The sequence below is a fragment of the Mycobacterium sp. MFM001 genome, from assembly GCF_003402475.1.
In the GTDB taxonomy this organism is placed as follows: Bacteria; Actinomycetota; Actinomycetes; order Mycobacteriales; family Mycobacteriaceae; genus Mycobacterium.
The window spans coordinates 33,012-54,070 of the sequence record NZ_BFAB01000021.1 but is presented as its reverse complement, the minus strand read 5'-3'; the positions used below and the strand labels follow the sequence as shown (position 1 = coordinate 54,070).

The window sequence follows — 21,059 nt, the reverse complement described above, 5'->3', positions numbered from 1 at the left end:
GGTGGCGGCGGGCTAACGCCCTCCGACATCGCTGTCTCGCTTAGCCAGCAACAGATCGACGAATTGCAGCGCCAATATGCGGATCGCTGACGTACTGCCGTTGACGCCCCTGCAGCAGGGGCTGCTCTTTCATGCCAGCACCGCGCAGGCAAGCGACGACGTGTATGCGGTGCAGCTCGCTATCGCCGTGACAGGTCCGCTCGACCCGCACCGGCTGCGCGATGCACTGCAGACGGTGATCACCCGTCATCCCCAGCTGGCGGCCCGTTTCTACGAACGGTACGACGAGCCGGTGCAACTCATTCCCGCCGATCCGGCGCCGGGGTGGCGGTACGTCGAGCTGGGAACCGGCGACGTCGATATCGACGAGCGCATCGACCAGCTGTGCGCCGAGGAGCGTGCCGCAGTCAGTGATCTGGCCGACCGGCCGGCATTTCGAGCCGCCCTGATCCGCACCGCGCCGGATCGGCACCGGCTTGTGCTGACAAATCATCACATCGTCATGGATGGCTGGTCGCTGCCGATCCTGGTGCGAGAAATATTCGCCAGCTATTACGGGCAGCGACTGCCGGCGCCCCCGCAGTACCGCAGCTTTGTCACCTGGCTGACCGGTCGGGACCGCGCGGCCGCGCAGGCGGCGTGGAGTGAGGTGCTGACCGGCTTTGACACCCCGACCCTGGTGGGACCGCCGGATCGGTTGAGGCAGGGGCCCCGTGTCGTCGAATCGTTTCGGGTGCCCGAGGATCTCACGCAGGCGCTTCGCGAGTTGGCCCGCACCCTCAACACCACCGTAAACATCGTGCTGCAGGGCGCCTACGCGCAGCTGCTGATGTGGCTGACCGGCCAACATGATGTCGCCTTCGGCGCAGTGGTCTCGACTAGGCCCGCCGAGGTGCTCGGCGCGGAATCGATGGTGGGGCTGTTCATCAATACGCTGCCGGTGCGGGCGAAGGTCATGCCGGCAACCACCGCCACAGACCTGGTCGCCCAGCTGCAACGCGCCCATAACGACACTCTCGAGCACCAGCACATCGCGCTCAGCGAGATCCACCGGATCACCGGCCTGGACACGCTGTTCGACACCCTGTTTGTCTACGAGAACTATCCGATCGACGCCGCCGCGGTGTCGGTGGCCCACGAATTGTCCATCGGCGAGGTCTCCACCCGCGAGCACAACCACTACCCGCTGACCGTGCAAGCGCAGCCGGGCCGCGAACTGGGCCTTCGCGCCGAATACGACACCGACGTTTTCGAAGCGGAAACCATCGAAATGCTCATCGAGCGGTTAACGCGGGTGCTGATGGCAATGACGGTGGACCCCACACGGCGACTGTCATCGGTCGATCTGCTCGATGAGCGTGACCACGCCCAGCTGCATGAGCTCGGCAACCGCGCCGCGTTGACCCTGCCCGGACCGGCTACGAAGTCGGTTCCGGTGTTGTTCGCCGCGCAGGTCGCCCAGACCCCGGACGCGGTAGCGATCAGCTGCGGTGAGCGCTCGTGGACCTACCGCGAGCTCGACGAGGCTGCCAATCGGTTAGCGCAGCTGCTGGCTGCCCAGTGTGAATGCCCAGGACAGTGTGTGGCGCTGCTGTTGGAGCGTTCGGCTGAGGCGATCGTGGCGATGTTGGCGGTGCTCAAGACCGGCGCCGCCTACCTCGCGATCGACCCTGGGCTGCCGGCGGCCCGGGTCGGCTTCATGATGGCCGATGCCGCGCCGATCGCCGCGATCACCAACGCCGATCTGGCCGACCGGCTCGACGTGCAGGACCTACTGGTCATCGATGTCGACGACCCCGCGATCCACAACTATCCGTGCACAGCGTTGCCGGCGCCTGCGGCGGATCAGGTTGCCTACATCATCTACACCTCCGGCACTACTGGGGCGCCCAAAGGAGTGGCGGTCAGTCACCGCAACCTCACCCACTTGGCGGAGACACAACCTCTACGGCTGCCGGCAACGCAGGTGTGGACGCAGTGCCATTCGTATGCTTTCGACTTTTCGGTGTGGGAGATCTGGGCTGCGCTGCTCGGTGGTGGGCGGCTGGTAGTGGTGCCCGAATCGGTGGCGGGTTCACCGGAAGACTTCCACGACATGCTGATTGGGGAAGAGGTCAGCGTGTTGACCCAGACCCCGTCGGCGGTCGGGGCGCTCTCGCCCGAGGGGTTGGGGTCGGTGGCGTTGCTGCTTGGGGGAGAGGCGTGCCCGGCGGAGGTGGTGGATCGGTGGGCACCGGGGCGGGTGGTGATCAACGCCTATGGCCCGACCGAGGCCACGGTGTATGTGGCGATGAGTGCGCCGCTGACGGCGGGGTCGGGGGTGCCGCCGATCGGTGCGCCGGTTTCGACCGCGGCATTGTTTGTGCTGGATGGGTGGTTGCGCCCAGTGCCCGCCGGGTTGATCGGTGAGTTGTATGTGGCCGGTCGCGGGGTGGGGGTCGGGTATGTGCGCCGGGCCGCATTGACCAGTTCGCGGTTTGTGGCGTGCCCGTTCGGCGGGCCGGGACAACGGATGTATCGCACCGGCGATCTGGTGCGTTGGCGCGCCGATGGGCAGCTGGATTATCTGGGCCGCGCCGACGAGCAGGTCAAGATCCGCGGCTATCGCATCGAACTCGGCGAAATCCAGACCGCCCTCGCGGAATTGGACGGGGTGGAGCAGGCGGTGGTGATCGCCTCCGAAGCCCGCCCCGGCGACAAACGCTTGGTCGGCTACGTCACCGGGACAGCGGATCCGGGCCAGCTGCGCCGGGCACTTCGCGAGCGGCTACCGGCCTACATGGTGCCGGCAGCCGTGGTGGTGTTGGATGCGCTGCCGTTGACTGTCAGCGGCAAGCTCGACACCCGCGCTCTGCCCGCAGCGGGATACTCCGCTAGCCAGCACCGCGAACCGGGCAACGCAATCGAGGGAATCCTGGCCGGCATCTATGCCCAAGTGCTCGCAGTCGAGCGGGTCGGGATCGATGACTCCTTCTTCGACCTTGGCGGCGACAGCATTTCGGCGATGCGCCTGATCGCCGCCGTCAATGCCGGCCTGGGTGCCCGTCTTTCGGTGCGGTCTGTGTTCGAGGCGCCGACAGTTGCCCAGTTGGCGCTCCATGTCGGCGGGGATGAGGATCGGCTCGAGCCGTTGGTGCCGGTTGAGCGGCCCGCGGTGATTCCGTTGTCGTACGCCCAAAACCGGTTGTGGATCCTCGAGCAGTTGCAGGGGCCGTCCCCGGTGTACAACCTGGCGGCGGCGTTGCAGTTGCGTGGCCGTCTTGATCCCGACGCGTTGGGTGCAGCGCTAGCCGATGTGGTGGGCCGCCACGAGAGCCTGAGGACATTGTTCCCGGCGCCCGAGGGAGCGCCCAGGCAGGTGGTGATCCCGGTGGAGCGGGCCGACTTCGGCTGGGATGTCGTTGATGCCAGCAGCTGGTCGAGGGCCCGGCTGGAGGAGGCAATCGGCGCGACGGCCCGCTACACATTCGATCTTGCCAGCGAGATCCCCTTGCGCGCCAAGCTTTTCCGCGTTTCCGACGACGAACACGTGCTGGTGCTGACGGCACACCATATCGCCGCCGACGGCTGGTCGATCACCCCGCTGACACGTGATCTGGGAGTGGCCTACGCCAGCCGGTCTGCGGGGAACGCCCCTGACTGGGCGCCGTTGCCGGTGCAGTACGCCGACTACACGCTCTGGCAGCGCGAGCAACTCGGTGAACTCGACGACAGCGCCAGCCCGATCGCCGCGCAGCTGGCCTACTGGCAGGACACCTTGGCCGGGATGCCCGAGCGACTGCAACTGCCCGCCGACCGGCCCTACCCCACGGTCGCCGATCAGCGTGGCGCCAGTGTGATGATCGAGTGGCCCGCCGAGTTGCAGCAGCGGGTCGCGCGGATGGCCCGCGAGCACAACGCGACCAGCTTCATGGTGGTCCAAGCCGCACTGGCGGCACTGCTGTCGAAGCTCAGCGCCAGTTCCGATGTGACGGTGGGCTTCCCGATCGCCGGACGCCGCGACCCGGCACTCGATGACCTGGTGGGGTTTTTCGTCAATACCCTGGTATTGCGGGTGGATCTGGCCGGGAACCCCAACGTCGCCGAGTTGTTGGCGCAGGTGCGAGCGCGCAGCCTGGCCGCCTACGAGCACCAGGACGTGCCCTTCGAAGTGCTGGTCGAACGACTCCGCCCCAGCAGAAGTCTGACCCATCACCCTTTGGTGCAAGTGTCCTTGGCCTGGCAAAACCTCCCCGGGCAACATAATCACCCCATCGCCGGACTAACTTTGGAAGCCCTCGATGTCACGCCGCTAAACATCGAAACCCATTCTGCCCGGATGGATTTGACGTTTTCGTTGGCCGAACGCTGGACCGAGACCGGTGCGCCCGCCGGAATCGGGGGAGCGGTGGAGTTTCGCACCGATGTGTTCGACGCGGCCAGCATCGAGACACTGATCGAACGGTTGCGGCGGGTGTTGGTGGCGATGACCGCCGACTCGACTCGACGGTTGTCGGCGATCGATGTGCTCGACGAGGGTGAGCGCGCGCGGCTAGATGAGGTCGGGAACCGCGCAGCGTTGACTCGGCTCACCGTTGCCGCGGTGTCGGTTCCGGTGTTGTTCGCTGTACAAGTCGAGCGCGCGCCGGAGTCGGTGGCGATCAGCTGTGGTGAGCAGTCGTGGACTTACCGGCAGCTTGATGATGCGGCGAATCGGTTGGCGCACTTACTGGTTCGCTATGGCGCCGGCCGGGGCGAGTGTGTGGCGCTACTGTTGTCACGCTCGGCTGAAGCAATCGTGGCAATGCTCGCGGTACTCAAGTCCGGCGCGGCCTATCTACCGATCGATGTAGCGGCGCCGGCGGCGCGCCTCGAGTTCTTGCTTGCCGATGCCGCCCCGGTAGCGGTGATCACCACGGCCGAACTGGCCGAACGGTTCGACGGACGCAAGCTGGCGATCATCGATGTCCACGATGCCGCTGTGTGGAACCAACCCGACACCGCACTGCCCGCGCCCGACCCCGACGACGTCGCGTATCTGATTTACACCTCGGGCACCACCGGAATGCCGAAGGGGGTGGCGGTCGCCCACCGCAACATCACGCAGTTGTTGGGGTCGTTGGATGCGGGATTACCGGTGGCCGGGGTGTGGTCGCAGAGTCATTCGTTGGCCTTCGATGTGTCAGTGTGGGAAACGTTGGCGCCGTTGCTGCGCGGTGGCCGGGTGGTGGTGATCCCGGAGTCGGTAACCGCTTCCCCGGAGGACTTCCACGACCTGCTGGTCGCCGAGCAGGTCGACGTACTGACTCAAACCCCCTCGGCGGTGCAAATCCTTTCCCCCGAGGGATTGGAGTCGACGGCGTTGGTGATGGCCGGGGAGGCGTGTCCGGCCGGCGTGGTGGATCGCTGGGCGCCGGGCCGCGTGATGGTCAACGCTTATGGGCCCACCGAGACCACCATGTGCGTGGCGATCAGCGCGCCGCTCAGCGCGGGCTGCGGTGTGGTGCCCATCGGTTCGCCGGTGGCCGGCGCGGCGTTGTTTGTGCTGGATCAGTGGCTGCGTCCGGTGCCCGCCGGGGTGATCGGGGAGTTGTATGTGGCCGGCGCCGGGGTGGCCTACGGCTATCAGCGTCGAGCCGCACTGACCGCGTCGCGGTTTGTGGCCTGCCCATTCGGAGAGCCAGCACAACGGATGTATCGCAGCGGCGATTTGGTGCGCTGGCGCGCCGATGGACAGCTGGATTATCTGGGCCGCGCCGACGAGCAGGTGAAGATCCGCGGCTATCGCATCGAACTCGGCGAAATCCAGGCCGCCCTAACCGCTTTGGAAGGTGTCGAGCAGGCGGTGGTGATCGCCCGCGAGGACCGTCCGGGCGACAAACGCCTCATTGGCTACTTCACCGGCACTGCGGATCCGGCGGGCATCCGTGAAAAACTTGCCGACCGGATACCGGCCTACATGGTCCCCGCCGCGGTGGTAGCACTCGATGCAATGCCGTTGACACCCAACGGAAAACTGGACACCCGCGCGCTGCCCGCACCCGAATACACGGCTGGTGAATACTGCGCCCCGACCGATGCGGTGCAGGAGATTCTGGCCGACATCTATGCCCAAGTTCTCGGGCTTGAGCAGGTCGGGGTCGACCAGTCGTTCTTCGACCTTGGCGGGGACAGCATTTCAGCGATGCAGGTGGTGGCGCGCGCTCGGGCGGCCGGGCTGAGCTGTCGGCCGCGCGATGTGTTCGTCGAGCAGACCGTGGCCGGGCTGGCCCGCGCGGTCACGGTGGTCGACGGCGGGGCCGGAGTGGTCGATGAGGGTATCGGCCCGGTGGTCGCGACCCCGATCATGCACTGGCTGCAAAACATTGGGGGTCCGACGGATCAGTTCAACCAGGCGGTGCTGATGCAGGCGCCCCCGGGGGTGACTCCTCCCGATGTGGTGGTGCTAATACAGGCGTTGCTGGATCGGCACGCCATGCTGCGGGCACGGCTTGACGACGACGGCGCGCTATACGTTGTCGAGCCCGGCTCGGTGGCTGCCGAAAGCTGCCTACACGTAGTCGATGTGCTCTCCGACGAGGCGCTGAACGCCGCGCGGTCTCGATTGAACCCGGCGGCCGGGGTGATGCTAAGCGCGCTATGGGTGAGCGACAGCAGCCAACTGGTGATGATCGTTCACCATCTGGCCGTTGACGCGGTGTCTTGGGGAATTCTGTTGGAGGACCTCAACATTGCCTGGGCCCAGCATCACAGCGGACAACCCGCACACCTGCCGACGACCGGGACATCGTTTGCCCGGTGGGCCGCACTGTTAGCTGACCATGCCGAGCGCCCTGCCATCGTGGACCACGCCGACATCTGGCGACAGACGTTGAAGATCCCGCCTGCCCTGCCGGCACCGCAACCTGAGGCCGATACCTATGAAACCGCAGGGCATTTCGCGGTGTCACTGGATGCCGACACCACCGGCATGCTGCTCGGTGAGGTCTGCCCGGCGTTTCACGCCGGGATCCACGAGGTTCTGTTGATCGCCTTCGGGTTGGCGATAACCGAGTTCACCGGCGCCGCGGCGGTCGGGATCGATGTGGAGGGTCACGGGCGCCACGAGGAGCTGGCCGCCGATGTTGACTTGTCGCACACGGTGGGCTGGTTCACCACCAAATACCCGGTAGCCCAGGCCGTGGGCAGGCTGTCCTGGGCGCAGGTGGCCACCGGGGACGCGGGCCTGGGAGCATTGGTCAAGAACGCCAAAGAACGACTGCGCGCACTGCCAGACGGCCTGACCTACGGCCTGTTGCGGTATCTGAACCCCGAGGTGGAGCTGCCCGGATCTGACCCGGTAATCGGCTTCAACTACCTGGGACGCGTGGGCGCGGCGCCCGATGCTGCGGCTGGTGAGGGGTGGCGGCTGTGCGCGGACGGCGCATTGGCTATCGGCGCCGTCGGCGCGGTACCCACGCCGTTGGCGCACACCGTGGAGCTCAACGCCGCCACTGTCGACAGCGGCGACGGCGCACAGTTGCACGCCAATTGGACGTGGGCAACCTCGGTCCTCACTCACGATCAGATCAGCGAACTGAGCCAGTTGTGGGTTGAGGCGCTGGCCGGTATCTGCGCTCACGTGCAAAGCGGTGGGGGCGGGTTGACCCCGTCTGATATCGCCCCGGCCCGGCTAAGCCAGCAGCAGCTCGACGAGCTGCAGCAGCAATACCAGATCGCCGATATTTTGCCGTTGACGCCGTTGCAGCAGGGACTGCTATTTCATGCGACCACCGCGCAGGGCAGTGACGCCGCTGTCTATGCGGTGCAGATACAGATCACGCTCAGCGGTGCCCTTGACCCCGGTCGGCTGCGCGCTGCGGTGCACAGCGTGATCACTCGCCATCCCAACTTGATGGCCCACTTCTGCGACCAATTCGACGAACCGGTGCAGCTCATCCCCGTCGATCCCGTCGCGCCCTGGACGTATATCGAGCTCGACGGCGATGGCGATGTTGGTGTCGATGAGCAGATCCAACTGATATGTGCGGGCGAGCGCGCCGCTGTCGGCGATCTGGCTCACCAGGCTGGATTCCGAGCGGCTCTCATCCGCGTAGCCGACGACCGAAACCGGTTGGTGCTGACCAATCACCACATCGTGCTCGATGGCTGGTCGCTGCCGATCCTGCTGCACGAACTGTTTGCGAGCTATCGCGGCGATCGCCTGCCCGCCACCGGGTCTTATCGCCGCTTCGTGACCTGGCTGGCCGAGCGCGACGTCGATGCCGCTCGCGCGGCCTGGCGTGATGTGCTCGCCGGCTTGGAGACCCCCACCCTGGTGGCCCCGCCGCACAAACTGGGCCTGGGCACCCGCGGCATCAAAACATGTCAAATGCCCGCGGCCACCACCCGGGCTGTAACCGAGCTCGCCCGCTCACAGCACACCACCGTCAACACCGTGCTGCAGGGCGCCTTCGCCCGAGTGCTGATGGGATTGACCGGCCAGCACGATGTCGTTTTCGGGTCCGCGGTCTCGGGACGGCCACCAGAGGTGGCGGGTGCGGAATCGATGGTGGGCCTTTTTATCAACACGGTGCCGGTGCGCGCGACCGTCTCCGCGGCAACCACCACCGTCGACCTACTCACACAGTTGCAGCATGCGCACAACAACACCCTTGAGCATCAGCACTTGGCGCTCACCGAGATTCACCGCGTCACCGGCCACGAACAGCTCTTCGACACCCTGTTCGCCTACGAAAACTATCCAATCGACGCGGCCGCATTGGTGCCGGGCAACGACGAGTTGGCGGTCACCGATGTCGATTTCAGCGAATCCAACCATTACCCGCTGACCGTGCAAGCCGTGCCCGGACCCGAATTGGGACTTCGCGTCGAATTCGACACCGATGTGTTCGACGCGGCCGACATCGACGGGCTGATCGAGCGGCTGGGCCGGATATTGCGGGCGATGATCGCCGAACCCGCCCGGCCCCTCTCGTCGATCGATGTGCTCGACGATGCTGGACGCGCGCGCCTCGATCAAATCGGCAACCGCGCTACCTTGACTCGGCACGCACCTGCGGCGGTGTCGATTCCGGCGGCGTTCGCCGCCCAGGTGGTCCGCGTCCCCGAAGCAGTCGCGCTGACCAGCGGCGCGCGCTCCTGGACGTATCGGCAGCTCGATGAGGCGTCGAATCGGTTGGCGCACTTGCTGGCCGCTCAGGGTGTGGGCCCCGGTGACTGTGTGGCGCTGTTGTTGTCCCGCTCGGCCCCGGCGGTCGTGGCGATGCTGGCGGTACTCAAAACCGGGGCGGCCTACCTGCCGATCGACCCGGCGCACCCGGCGGCCCGCATCGAGTTCATGCTCACCGATGCCGCGCCGATCGCCGCAATCACCAGCGCTGACCTATCCGGGCGGTTAGCAGGCCGCGCGCTACTGGTCATCGATGTCGATGATCCTGTTGTGGATGCCCAAACCAGCACTGCGCTCCCGGCACCGGTACCGGACGAAATCGCTTACCTCATATACACATCCGGCACCACCGGTGTGCCCAAGGGTGTGGGCGTCACCCACCACAACGTCATGCAGCTGCTGGAAACTCTGGACGCCGACCTGGAATTGGCCGGGCAAGTATGGACGCAGTGTCACTCGTTGGCCTTCGACTTCTCGGTGTGGGAGATCTTCGGTGCGCTGCTCTACGGCGGGCGGCTGGTCGTGGTGCCCGACTCGGTGGCCCGCTCTCCCCAAGAACTCCACGAGCTGCTCGTCAGCGAACAAGTAACCGTCCTGAGCCGGACCCCTTCGGCGTTTTATGCGCTGCAGACCGCCGACGCGCTATCAGCCGAACAGGCCCGCCAGCTGAAACTCGAGACTGTCGTGTTTGGCGGCGAAGCGCTTGAGCCCCAACGTCTTCAGACGTGGCTGCACAACCACCCGGGATCGCCGCGCCTGATCAACATGTACGGCATTACCGAGACCACGGTGCATGTTTCGTTCCGGGAAATCGCCGGCGCGGACGCCCACATCAATGCCAGCCCGATTGGGGTACCGCTGGCGCATATGGCCTTTTTTGTGCTCGACGGTTGGTTGCGACAGGTGCCCGCGGGTTTGGTCGGTGAGTTGTATCTGGCCGGTGCCGGGCTGAGTTGTGGGTATGTGCGCCGGGGCGGGCTGACCGCATCGCGATTTGTCGCCTGCCCATTCGGCAAACCCGGGCAACGGATGTACCGCACCGGCGATCTGGTGCGGTGGCGCGCCGATGGGCAGCTGGATTATGTGGGTCGCGCCGACGAGCAGGTGAAGATCCGCGGGTATCGCATCGAACTCGGCGAAATCCAGGCCGCCCTCGCGGGATTGGCCGGGGTGGAGCAGGCGGCGGTGATCGCCCGCGAGGACCGCCCCGGCGACAAACGCATCGTCGGCTATGTCACCGGCACCGCCGACCCAGCCGGGATACGCGAAACGCTGGGGCAGCGGCTACCGGGCTACATGGTGCCGGCCGCGGTGGTCGCACTCGATGCGCTGCCGCTGACGGTCAACGGGAAACTCGACACTCGCGCCCTGCCCGCACCAGAATTCGCCGATACCGATCGATATCGCGCGCCAGACAACGCTATCGAGGAAATCCTGACGGGCATCTACGCCCAGATACTCGGACTCGAGCGCGTCGGTGTTGATGACTCGTTCTTCGATTTGGGCGGGGATTCTCTCTCGGCGATGCGCCTGATCGCCGCGGTCAACACCGGCCTGGATGCCCGCGTTTCGGTGCGCACCCTATTCGAGGCGCCCACCGTCGCCCAGTTGGCCCCCCGCGTCGGTGGGGAAGCGGGCGGGCATCAGCCGTTGACGGCGCTCGAGCGGCCCGCGGTGATTCCGTTGTCATTCGCCCAGTCTCGGTTGTGGTTCCTCAACCGTTTCGAGGGCGGGGTGGCGACCTACAACATGCCGACCGCGTTCCGGATCAGCGGGCCGCTGGATGCGGAAGCGCTGGGCGCGGCCATCGATGATGTCATCGCCCGCCATGAGCCGCTCCGCACCATCCTTCCCGACATTGACGGCGTGCCGTTCCAGAAGGTGTTGCCGGCCCAGCCGGGGATGTGGCGGCGCGGGGACGCCTCGGTCGTGTCGTTGCCGGAGCAGGACGCGGCCCGCGAGTTGATTGCATTGGCGGGCTACCGGTTTGACTTGTCGGCCGAGATCCCGATCCGTGCGCAAATCTATTCGATAGCGCCCGATCAGCATGTGGTGGGAATTGTAGTGCACCACATCGCTTTTGACGGCTGGTCGCTGGCTCCGATGGTCAAGGACATCGGCGAGGCGTATCGGGCGCGTCGGCAGGGCCTGGCGCCGCAGTGGGCGCCGTTGGCGGTGCAGTACGCCGATTACACACTGTGGCAGCGCGGACGGTTCGGTGAGCTCGACGACGGCAGCAGCCCGATCGCCGCCCAGTTGGCCTACTGGGAACAGGCACTGGCCGGAATGCCCGAGCGACTGCAGCTGCCCACGGATCGGCCCTACCCGCCGGTGGCCGATTATCGGGGCGCCACCGTGGCGATCGACTGGCCGGCCGAACTGCAGCAGCGGGTGCGCGACGTAGCTCAAGAGCATAATGCGACCAGCTTCATGGTGATCCAGACCGCGCTGGCAGTATTGCTGTCTAAGCTGAGCTCGAGTCCTGATGTGGCAGTAGGATTTCCGATTGCCGGGCGCGGTGACCCCGGGCTCGACGAACTGGTCGGGTTTTTCGTCAACACCCTTGTGCTGCGGGTCGAGCTGGCCGGAGATCCCACCTTTGCCCAGCTGCTGACGGAGGTGCGACGGCGCAGCCTGGCCGCCTACGAAAACCAAGAGGTCCCCTTTGAGGTGCTGGTCGATCGGCTGAACCCCACCCGAAGCCTCACCCATCACCCGATTTTCCAGGTGATGTTGGCCTGGCAGAACTTCGCCGCAGCGGACAACAACCCCGCCGACGGGTTGGCTTTGGATGATGATCTCGATGTCGCACCGTTGCCGGTCGAAACCCGTACGGCCCGCATGGATTTGGTGTTCCACCTGGCCGAACGCTGGAGCCGGGCCGGCCATCCGGCCGGGATCAGCGGAGAGCTGGAGTTTCGCACCGACGTGTTCGACCCTGCCGGCGTCGAAACGCTGATCGAGCGGTTGCAGCGGGTGCTGGTGGTCATGACCGCCGACCCTGCGCAGCGGTTGTCGTCGATGGACCTGCTCGATCCCGATGAGCATGCCGGGTTGGACAGGTGGGGCAACGTATCGGTGTTGGCCCGGCCAGCAGCGGCACCGGTGTCGATTCCGGTGGTATGGGCCGCCCAGGTCGCCCGCGCTCCGGACGCGGTGGCGGTGACCTTCGAAGGCCGCTCGATGACCTATCGCGACCTGGAGGAGGCCGCGAACAGGTTGGCGCACCTGCTGGCTGTTCATGGCGCAGGCACGGGACACTGTGTGGCACTGCTGTTTTCGCGCTCGATCGAAGCGATCGTGGCAATGCTCGCGGTGCTCAAGGCCGGGGCGGCCTACGTCCCGATCGACCCGGCGCTGCCGACGGCAAGGATCGCCGTCATCCTCGCGGACGCTGCACCGATCGCCGTGATCACCACCACCGGACTGGTGGGCCGCCTGGACGGACATGACTTGCTGGTCATCGATGTCGGCGACCCCGATGTCCAGGCCCAGCCCTGCACCGCGATGCCGGTGCCGGGCCCGGACAATATCGCTCACATCATCTACACGTCGGGGACTACCGGTGTCCCCAAAGGGGTAGCCATCACCCACCGCAATGTGACCCAGCTGTTCGACTCACTCGACGTGGACCTGCCTGCGGCAGGGGTGTGGTCGCAGTGGCATTCCTACGGTTTCGACGTCTCGGTGTGGGAGATCTGGGGTGCGCTTTTGCGCGGGGGGCGGCTGGTGGTGGTGCCCGAATCGATGGCGCGTTCACCGGAGGACTTCCACGCCTTACTGGTCGCCGAACACGTCAATGTCGTGAACCAGACACCCTCGGCTGTGGCGGTGTTGTCGCCCGAGGGTCTGGATTCGGTGACCCTGCTGGTGGGAGGGGAGCCCTGCCCGGCCGAGGTGGTGGATCGCTGGGCGCCCGGGCGGGTGATGATCAACGCCTACGGCCCGTCCGAGACGTGGTACACGGCGCTCAGTGCTCCGCTGACACCGGGGTCAGGGATGGTGCCGATCGGTTCGCCGGTGCCGGGCGCGGCGTTGTTTGTGCTCGACGGCTGGTTACGTCCCGTGCCGGCCGGGGTGATCGGCGAGCTGTATGTGGGCGGTCGCGGTGTGGCGTGCGGGTATTGGCGCCGGGCCGGATTGACCGGGTCGCGGTTCGTGGCATGCCCGTTCGCCGGCGCGGACTCACCGGGGCAACGTATGTATCGCACCGGGGACTTGGTGCGTTGGGGCGCGGACGGGCAGCTGCTGTATGTGGGCCGCGCCGATGAGCAGGTCAAGATCCGCGGGTATCGCATCGAGCTCGGCGAAATCCAGGCCGTCCTAGCGGGATTGGACGGGGTGGAGCAGGCGGCGGTGATCGCCCGCGAGGACCGTCCCGGCGACAGACGTCTCGTCGGCTATGTGACCGGCACCGCCGACCCGGCCGAGATCCGCGCCCAGCTGACCGAGCGGCTACCGGCCTACATGATCCCGGCCGCGGTGGTGACGTTGGAGACGTTGCCGTTGACGGTCAATGGAAAGCTCGACCGGAAAGCTCTACCGGCACCCGAATACACCACCGGTGAGTATCGGGCGCCGCAGACCGAGACCGAGAAGACCGTCGCCGAGGTGTTCGCCGAGGTGTTGAGCGTCGATCGGGTTGGCCTAGACGGCGATTTCTTCGCCCTCGGTGGGGATTCCCTGATTGCCACTCGGGTGAGCGCGCGGCTGCAGCTGGCGTTGGGCAGGCAAGTGCCGGTGCGGTACCTGTTTGAGGCGTCCACTGTCCAGGGTCTCGCACAGCATCTGGACCGGCACCGTGGCGGTCCTGCCGGCCCGCCTTTGCGGCCCGTCGCGCGTCCGGAGCGGATCCCGTTGTCGTATGCGCAGAGCCGGCTGTGGTTCCTCGACCAATTGCAGGGGCCCTTGCCGATCTACAACCTGGCGGCGCCGTTGCGGCTGCGCGGCAGACTTGATGCCGACGCGTTGGGCGCGGCGCTGGCCGACGTGGTGGGCCGGCATGAGAGCCTGCGCACCCGGTTTACCGCGCCCGACGGGATACCCCAACAGGTGGTGGTGCCGCCCGAGCAGACCGACTTTGGTTGGGACGTCGTCGACGCCACCGGGTGGCCGGCAGGCCAGCTGAGTGAGGCCATCGGCGCTGCGGCGCGGCACACATTTAACCTGGCGACCGACATCCCTTTGCGGGCAACGCTTTTCCGCGTCAGCGACGACGACCACGTGCTGGTGATAGCGGTGCACCATATCGCCGCCGATGGCTGGTCCATCACCCCGCTGGCGCGTGACCTCAATGTGGCTTATGCCAGCCGCTGCGCCGGGCGATCGCCCGACTGGGCCGAGTTGGCGGTGCAGTATGTCGACTACAGCCTGTGGCAGCGCGCGCAGTTCGGTGATCTCGATGACAACCAGAGCCCCATCGCCGCGCAGCTTGGCTATTGGGAGGAGACCCTGGCTGGGTTACCAGAACGCCTACAGCTGCCCACCGACCGGCCCTACCCGCCGGTTGCCGACTACCGCGGCGCTGACGTGACGGTGGACTGGCCGACCGAGCTGCAGCAGCGGGTCCGCGACATGGCCCGGCAGCACAATGCGACCAGTTTCATGGTGATTCAGGCCGCTCTCGCGCTGCTGTTGTCCAAGATCAGCGCGAGCAGCGATGTGGCGGTGGGGTTCCCGGTCGCCGGGCGCCGCGATCCGGCACTTGATGACCTCGTCGGTTGCTTCTTCAACACCTTGGTGCTGCGAGTCGATCTGGCCGGTGATCCGACGGTCGCCGAGCTGCTGGCCCAGGTGCGCAGACGCAGCCTGGCCGCCTACGAGCACCAAGACGTGCCCTTCGAGGTTTTGGTGGATCGGCTCAACCCAACCCGATCGCTCACCCACTCCCCGTTGGTCCAAGTCGTATTGGCCTGGCAGAACTTCCCCTGGCAGCACAACGGCCCGGCCACCGGGCTGGCGTTGGGTGACCTGCACGTCAGGCCGATGTCGGTGGAAACCCGTACCGCCCGCATGGATCTGGCCTTTTCGCTTGGCGAACGGTGGACGGAAACCGGTGAGCCCGCCGGCATCAGCGGCACGGTGGAATTTCGCACCGACGTGTTCGACGCGGCCAGCATCGAGGCACTGATCGAGCGACTGCGACGAGTGTTGGTGGCGATGACCGCCAACCCGGCCGGGGCGTTGTCGTCGCTGGATCTGCTCGACGAGAGTGAGCACTCCCGGCTCGATGAGTTCGGCAACCGCGCGGTGCTCACCCTGCCCGCGGTCACGCCCGTTTCGATTCCCACGCTGTCCGCCGCGCAGGTGGCCAGCACCCCCGACGCGGTGGCGCTGGTCTGCAACGAACAGTCGTGGACCTATCGCGAGCTCGACGAGGCGGCCAACCGGTTGGCACACCTGCTGGCCGCTCATGGGGCGCGCCCGGGCGAATGTGTCGCGCTGCTGTTTTCGCGTTCGGGTGAGGCGATCGTGGCGTTGGTCGCGGTGCTCAAAACGGGCGCAGCTTACCTCCCGATCGACCCGGCGCAGCCGACCGCACGTGTCGGGTTCATGCTTGCCGACGCCGCACCGATCGCCGCAATCACCACCACGGATCTCGCCGACCGGTTCGCAGGCCATGACCTACTGGTCGTCGATGTAGACGATCCCGCTGTGACTGCCCAAGCCAGTACGGCCCCACCGGCACCGGAGGCAAACAACGTCGCCTACATCATCTACACCTCGGGTACCACCGGCGCCCCCAAGGGCGTTGCCATCACCCACCACAACGTCACCCAGTTGATGGCGTCGTTGCATCCGGGGTTGGCAGCACCGGGACAAGGCTGGACGCAATGTCATTCGTTGGCGTTCGACTTCTCCGTGTGGGAGATCTGGGGAGCGCTGCTACATGGTGGGCGACTGGTCGTGGTGCCCGAGTCGGTCGCGGGCTCACCGGTCGACTTCCATGCCCTGCTGACGCGTGAGGAAGTCGGCGTCTTGAACCAAACCCCTTCTGCCGTCGCGGTGTTGGCGCCGCAAGGACTGGACTCGGTGGCATTGGTGATCGGCGGTGAACCATGTCCGGCCGAGGTGGTCGATCGCTGGGCGCCCGGCCGGGTGATGATCAACGCCTACGGTCCGACTGAGGCGACGGTGTGGGTGGCGATGAGTGCACCGCTGACACCGGGCACGGGGATGGTGCCGATCGGTTCGCCGGTGCCGGGCGCGGCGCTGTTCGTGCTGGATCGGTGCTTGCGTGCGGTCCCGACCGGTGTGATCGGCGAATTGTATGTAGCCGGCGCCGGAGTGGGGTGCGGGTATGTCCGCCGGGCCGGGTTGACCGCGTCGCGGTTTGTGGCCTGTCCCTTCGGCGGACCCGGACAACGCATGTATCGCACCGGCGACCTGGTGAGCTGGGGCGCGGACGGGCAGCTGCGATACCTGGGCCGCGCCGACGAGCAGGTCAAGATCCGCGGCTACCGCATCGAACTCGGTGAAATCCAGGCCGCGTTGGCGGGGTGCGACGGGGTCGAGCATGCGGTCGTGATGGTCCGCGAGGAGCAGCCCGGCGACAAGCGACTAGTGGGCTATGTCACCGGGACAGCGGACCCTGCCGAGATACGCGCCTCGCTGGGCGAGCGGCTGCCCGCCTACATGATTCCCACGGCGGTAATGGCTTTGGAGACTTTGCCGTTGACGGTCAACGGCAAGCTCGACCGGAACGCTCTACCGGCACCCGAGTACATCGCCGGTGAATATCGGGCCCCGTCGGACGCGGTCGAGGAGATCCTGGCCGGGATCTACGCTCACGTGCTCGGCCTCGAGCGCGTCGGCGTCGACGACTCGTTCTTCGACCTGGGCGGGGATTCTCTGTCGGCGATGCGGCTGATCGCTGCGATCAACACCAGCCTGGAGGCCGGCCTGTCGGTGCGCACGGTGTTTGATGCGCCGACGGTCGCTCAGTTGGCGCCCCGTATCGGTAAGGATCGCCGGCTCCCGCGGTTGGTGGCTGGTGAGCGGCCCGCGGTGATTCCGTTGTCGTTCGCCCAAAATCGGTTGTGGTTCCTGGATCAACTGCAGGGCCCCTCACCGATCTACAACATGCCGGTGGCGGTACGGCTGCGCGGTCGGCTCGACGCCGACGCGCTGGGTGCGGCGCTGGCCGATGTGGTGGGCCGCCACGAGAGTCTGCGCACGGAGTTTACCGCACCCGAGGGAATACCTCAGCAGCTGATTGTGCCCGCCGAGCGGGCCGAATTCGGTTGGCAGGTCATCGATGCCACCGGCTGGCCGGAAAGCCGGCTGGCGGAGGCCATCGACTCCGTGGCGCGTCACCCGTTTGACATCGCCTCCGAGATCCCGCTGCAAGCAAGGCTTTTCACTTTAGACGAGGACGACCACGTGCTGGCGGTGGTGGTGCACCATATCGCAGCCGACGGCTGGTCGATCACCCCGCTGACACGTGATCTGGGCGTGGCCTATGCCAGCCGGTGCGCGGGGCGAGCACCCGATTGGGCGCCATTGGCTGTCCAGTACGTCGATTACACGCTGTGGCAACGTGCGCAGTTTGGTGATCTGGCCGACAGCGACAGTCCCATCGCCGCGCAGTTGGCCTACTGGGAGGAAACACTGGCGGGAATGCCCGAGCGGCTGCAGTTGCCCACCGATCGGCCCTATCCGCTGATCGCCGATCATCGCGGCGCCAGTGTGACGGTGGACTGGCCGGCCGAATTGCAACAACGGGTGGCGCGGGTGGCTCGCGAGCGCAACGCGACCAGCTTCATGGTGGTGCAGGCCGCTTTGGCGGTGCTGCTGTCCAAGCTCAGCGCGAGTTCTGATGTGGCAGTGGGGTTCCCGATCGCCGGACGCGGCGATAGCGCCCTCGACGAGCTGGTGGGATTCTTCGTCAACACGTTGGTGCTGCGCGTCGATCTGGCCGGTGATCCGACGATGGCCGAACTGCTGGACCAAGTGCGGACGCGCAGCCTGGCCGCCTACGAACGGCAAGACGTCCCCTTCGAAGTGCTCGTGGAGCGGCTCAACCCTGACCGAAGCCTGACCCATCACCCGCTGTTCCAGGTGCTGTTGGCCTGGCAGAACTTCGCGGGGCAGGATAACGCCGCCGCTGGGTTGGCCTTTGGGGAGCTGGAGGCGACATCGTTGTCGGTGGACACTCAGACAGCTCGGATGGATTTGACGTTTTTCCTGGGAGAACGTTTCACCGAAGCCGGTGAGCCGGCGGGGATCGGTGGGGCAGTGGAATTTCGCACCGACGTGTTCGACGCGACCAGCATCGAGGCGCTGATCGAGCGACTGCACCGGGTGTTGATCGCGATCACCGCCGACCCGAAACGGCAGCTGTCGTCGGTAAGTCTGCTCGATGAGGCTGAGCAGCTCCGGCTGGAGGGCTGGGGTAACCAGGCGGTGCTGGCTGGGCCAGCGGCCACCCGCGTGTCGATTCCGGCGCTGTTTGCCGCCCAGGTGGCACGCACCTCGGAGGTGGTGGCCCTGACTTGCGGTGAGTGTTCGTGGACCTATCGCGAGTTGGATGAAGCATCTAACCGGTTGGCGCACTTGCTGTCTAGCCACGGAGCAGGGCCGGGTGAATCTGTGGCGCTGCTGTTTTCCCGGTCGGCTGAGGCGATTATCGCGATCTTGGCGGTGCTGAAGACCGGGGCGGCTTACCTACCCATCGACGCGGCCCAGCCTGCGGCGCGGATCGGGTTCATGGTTGCCGATGCAGCGCCGGTGGTCGCGATCACCACTACTGAACTGGCCAGCCGGCTCGATAGGTGCAACCTGCCGATGCTCGAGGTAGACGGCCTTGCGCCCCAGGCTTATCCGTGCACAGCGTTACCCACACCTGCGCCGGACGATATTGCTTACATCATCTACACCTCGGGCACGACCGGAAACCCCAAGGGTGTGGCCGTCAGCCACCACAACGCCACGCGACTTTTGGAATCGTTGTCGGCAGACCTGCAGCGCGAAGGCGTGTGGTCGCAGTGGCATTCGTATGCCTTCGACGTCTCGGTTTGGGAGATCTTCGGCGCGCTGCTGTCCGGCGGGCGGCTGGTGGTGGTGCCCGAGTCGGTGGCCGCTTCACCGGACGACTTGCACGCGATGCTGGTCGCTGAACAGATAAGCGTGTTAAGTCAAACTCCCTCTGCCGCCGGGATGTTATCGCCCGAGGGGTTGGATTCGACGGCGTTGGTGGTGGCCGGTGAGGCGTGCCCGACTGAGGTGGTGGATCGGTGGGCGCCCGGGCGGGTGATGATCAACGCCTACGGCCCTACCGAGACAACGGTGTACGCCGCGGTGAGTAGGCCTTTGACACCGGAAACGGGGACGGTGCCGATCGGTTCGCCGGTGCCGGGGGCGGCGCTGTTTGTGCTGGACAGCTGGTTGCGCCCGGTACCGGCCGGAGTGATCGGGGAGTTGTATGTAGCGGGTTCCGGTGTGGGCTGCGGATATTGGCGCCGGGCCGGGCTGACCGCGTCGCGGTTTGTGGCCTGTCCGTTCGGCGGCACCGGCGAAAGGATGTATCGGACCGGGGATCTGGTGTCCTGGGGTGCCGACGGCCAACTGCGGTATCTGGGACGCATCGATGAGCAGGTCAAGATCCGCGGCTACCGCATCGAACTCGGCGAGGTGCGCGCGGCGTTGGCCGGCTGTGATGGCGTCGAGCAGGCCGTGGTGATTGCACGCGAAGACCGCCCCGGCGACAAACGCCTGATCGGTTATGTCACCGGTGTCGCCGACCCGGCCGGGATACGCGAAACGCTGGGGCAGCGGCTGCCGGGTTACATGGTGCCGGCTGCCGTGGTCGCACTCGATGCGCTGCCGTTGACGCTCAACGGCAAGCTCGACGTCCGCGCCCTACCTGAACCCGATTACAGCGCTCACCAGTATCGGGCGCCGGCCACGCCGACCGAAGAGGTCCTGGCTGGCCTCTACGCCGAGATACTCGGCCTCGAACGCGTCGGGGTCGATGACTCATTCTTCGATTTGGGCGGGGACTCGCTTTCCGCGATGCGCCTGATCGCCGCGATCAACGCCAGGCTGGATGCGAAGCTTCCGGTGCGCAGCCTGTTCCACGCTCCGTCGGTGAGAAGCCTCAGCCGGCAGCTGGGCAACTGTGCCGGCGACGTGGAAGTAGTTCCTGTCGAAGTTCTCAAGGAGGCTACCGGCGTTCCGCTGTTCTGCATTCATCCCGGCGGTGGAATAGGTTGGGCGTACCAGGTTCTCGGCAATTACCTGGACTGCCCGATTATTGGAATTCAACAAACCCTGCACGGCGACGAAGCAGAACCCGGGTCAATTCGCGAGATGGCGAAAAACTATGCCGACAGAATCCTGGCAGTACATCCCAGCGGCCCTTACAACCTCCTCGGCTGGTCCTTTGGCGGTGTCGTCGCCCATGAAGTCGGCATCGAGCTCCGGCGCCGCGGATGCGCAGTCGCACGCCTCATTCTTCTGGACGCCCAACCCGGTCTCGACGGCAGCGTCACCGAACCACGCCCTGCCGCGGACGAGAAGGACATGCTGGAAGCAGTATTGCGATTCTATGGTGTAGCCACTCCGGAACAGGATGCTCCGCTCACCTACGAGCAGCTAGAAGAACTGGTCCTAGAGCGCGAGGCCGTGGAATTTCGTCAATACCAACAGCTTCTGGATTTGCTCGGTCGCAACCTCGACAAAAACCTTGCGTTGCAACGAGCGCACAAACCCGGTGTCTTCGATGGCGACATGATCCTGTTTTCCGCCGCACCGGGTGAGAGCGATCGCAGTTCGTCTTCTGTGGGCAGCTGGCGGCCTTACGTTACCGGCGCCATCACGGGTTACGCGGTCGACTGCCGACACGAAGACATGTTGACGGCCGAATCACTCAGTCGCTATGGCCAACAACTCAAACTTTCCTTAGCTC

Annotated in this window: 1 pseudogene; it reads left to right on the top strand. The window is 66.0% G+C overall.

The annotated features are described in order from the left end of the window. Positions 1-22 precede the first annotated feature (22 nt). A pseudogene (locus MFM001_RS23130) lies at positions 23-21,043 on the top strand (non-ribosomal peptide synthase/polyketide synthase); the annotation flags it as partial. Between the last annotated feature and the right edge of the window lie 16 nt (positions 21,044-21,059).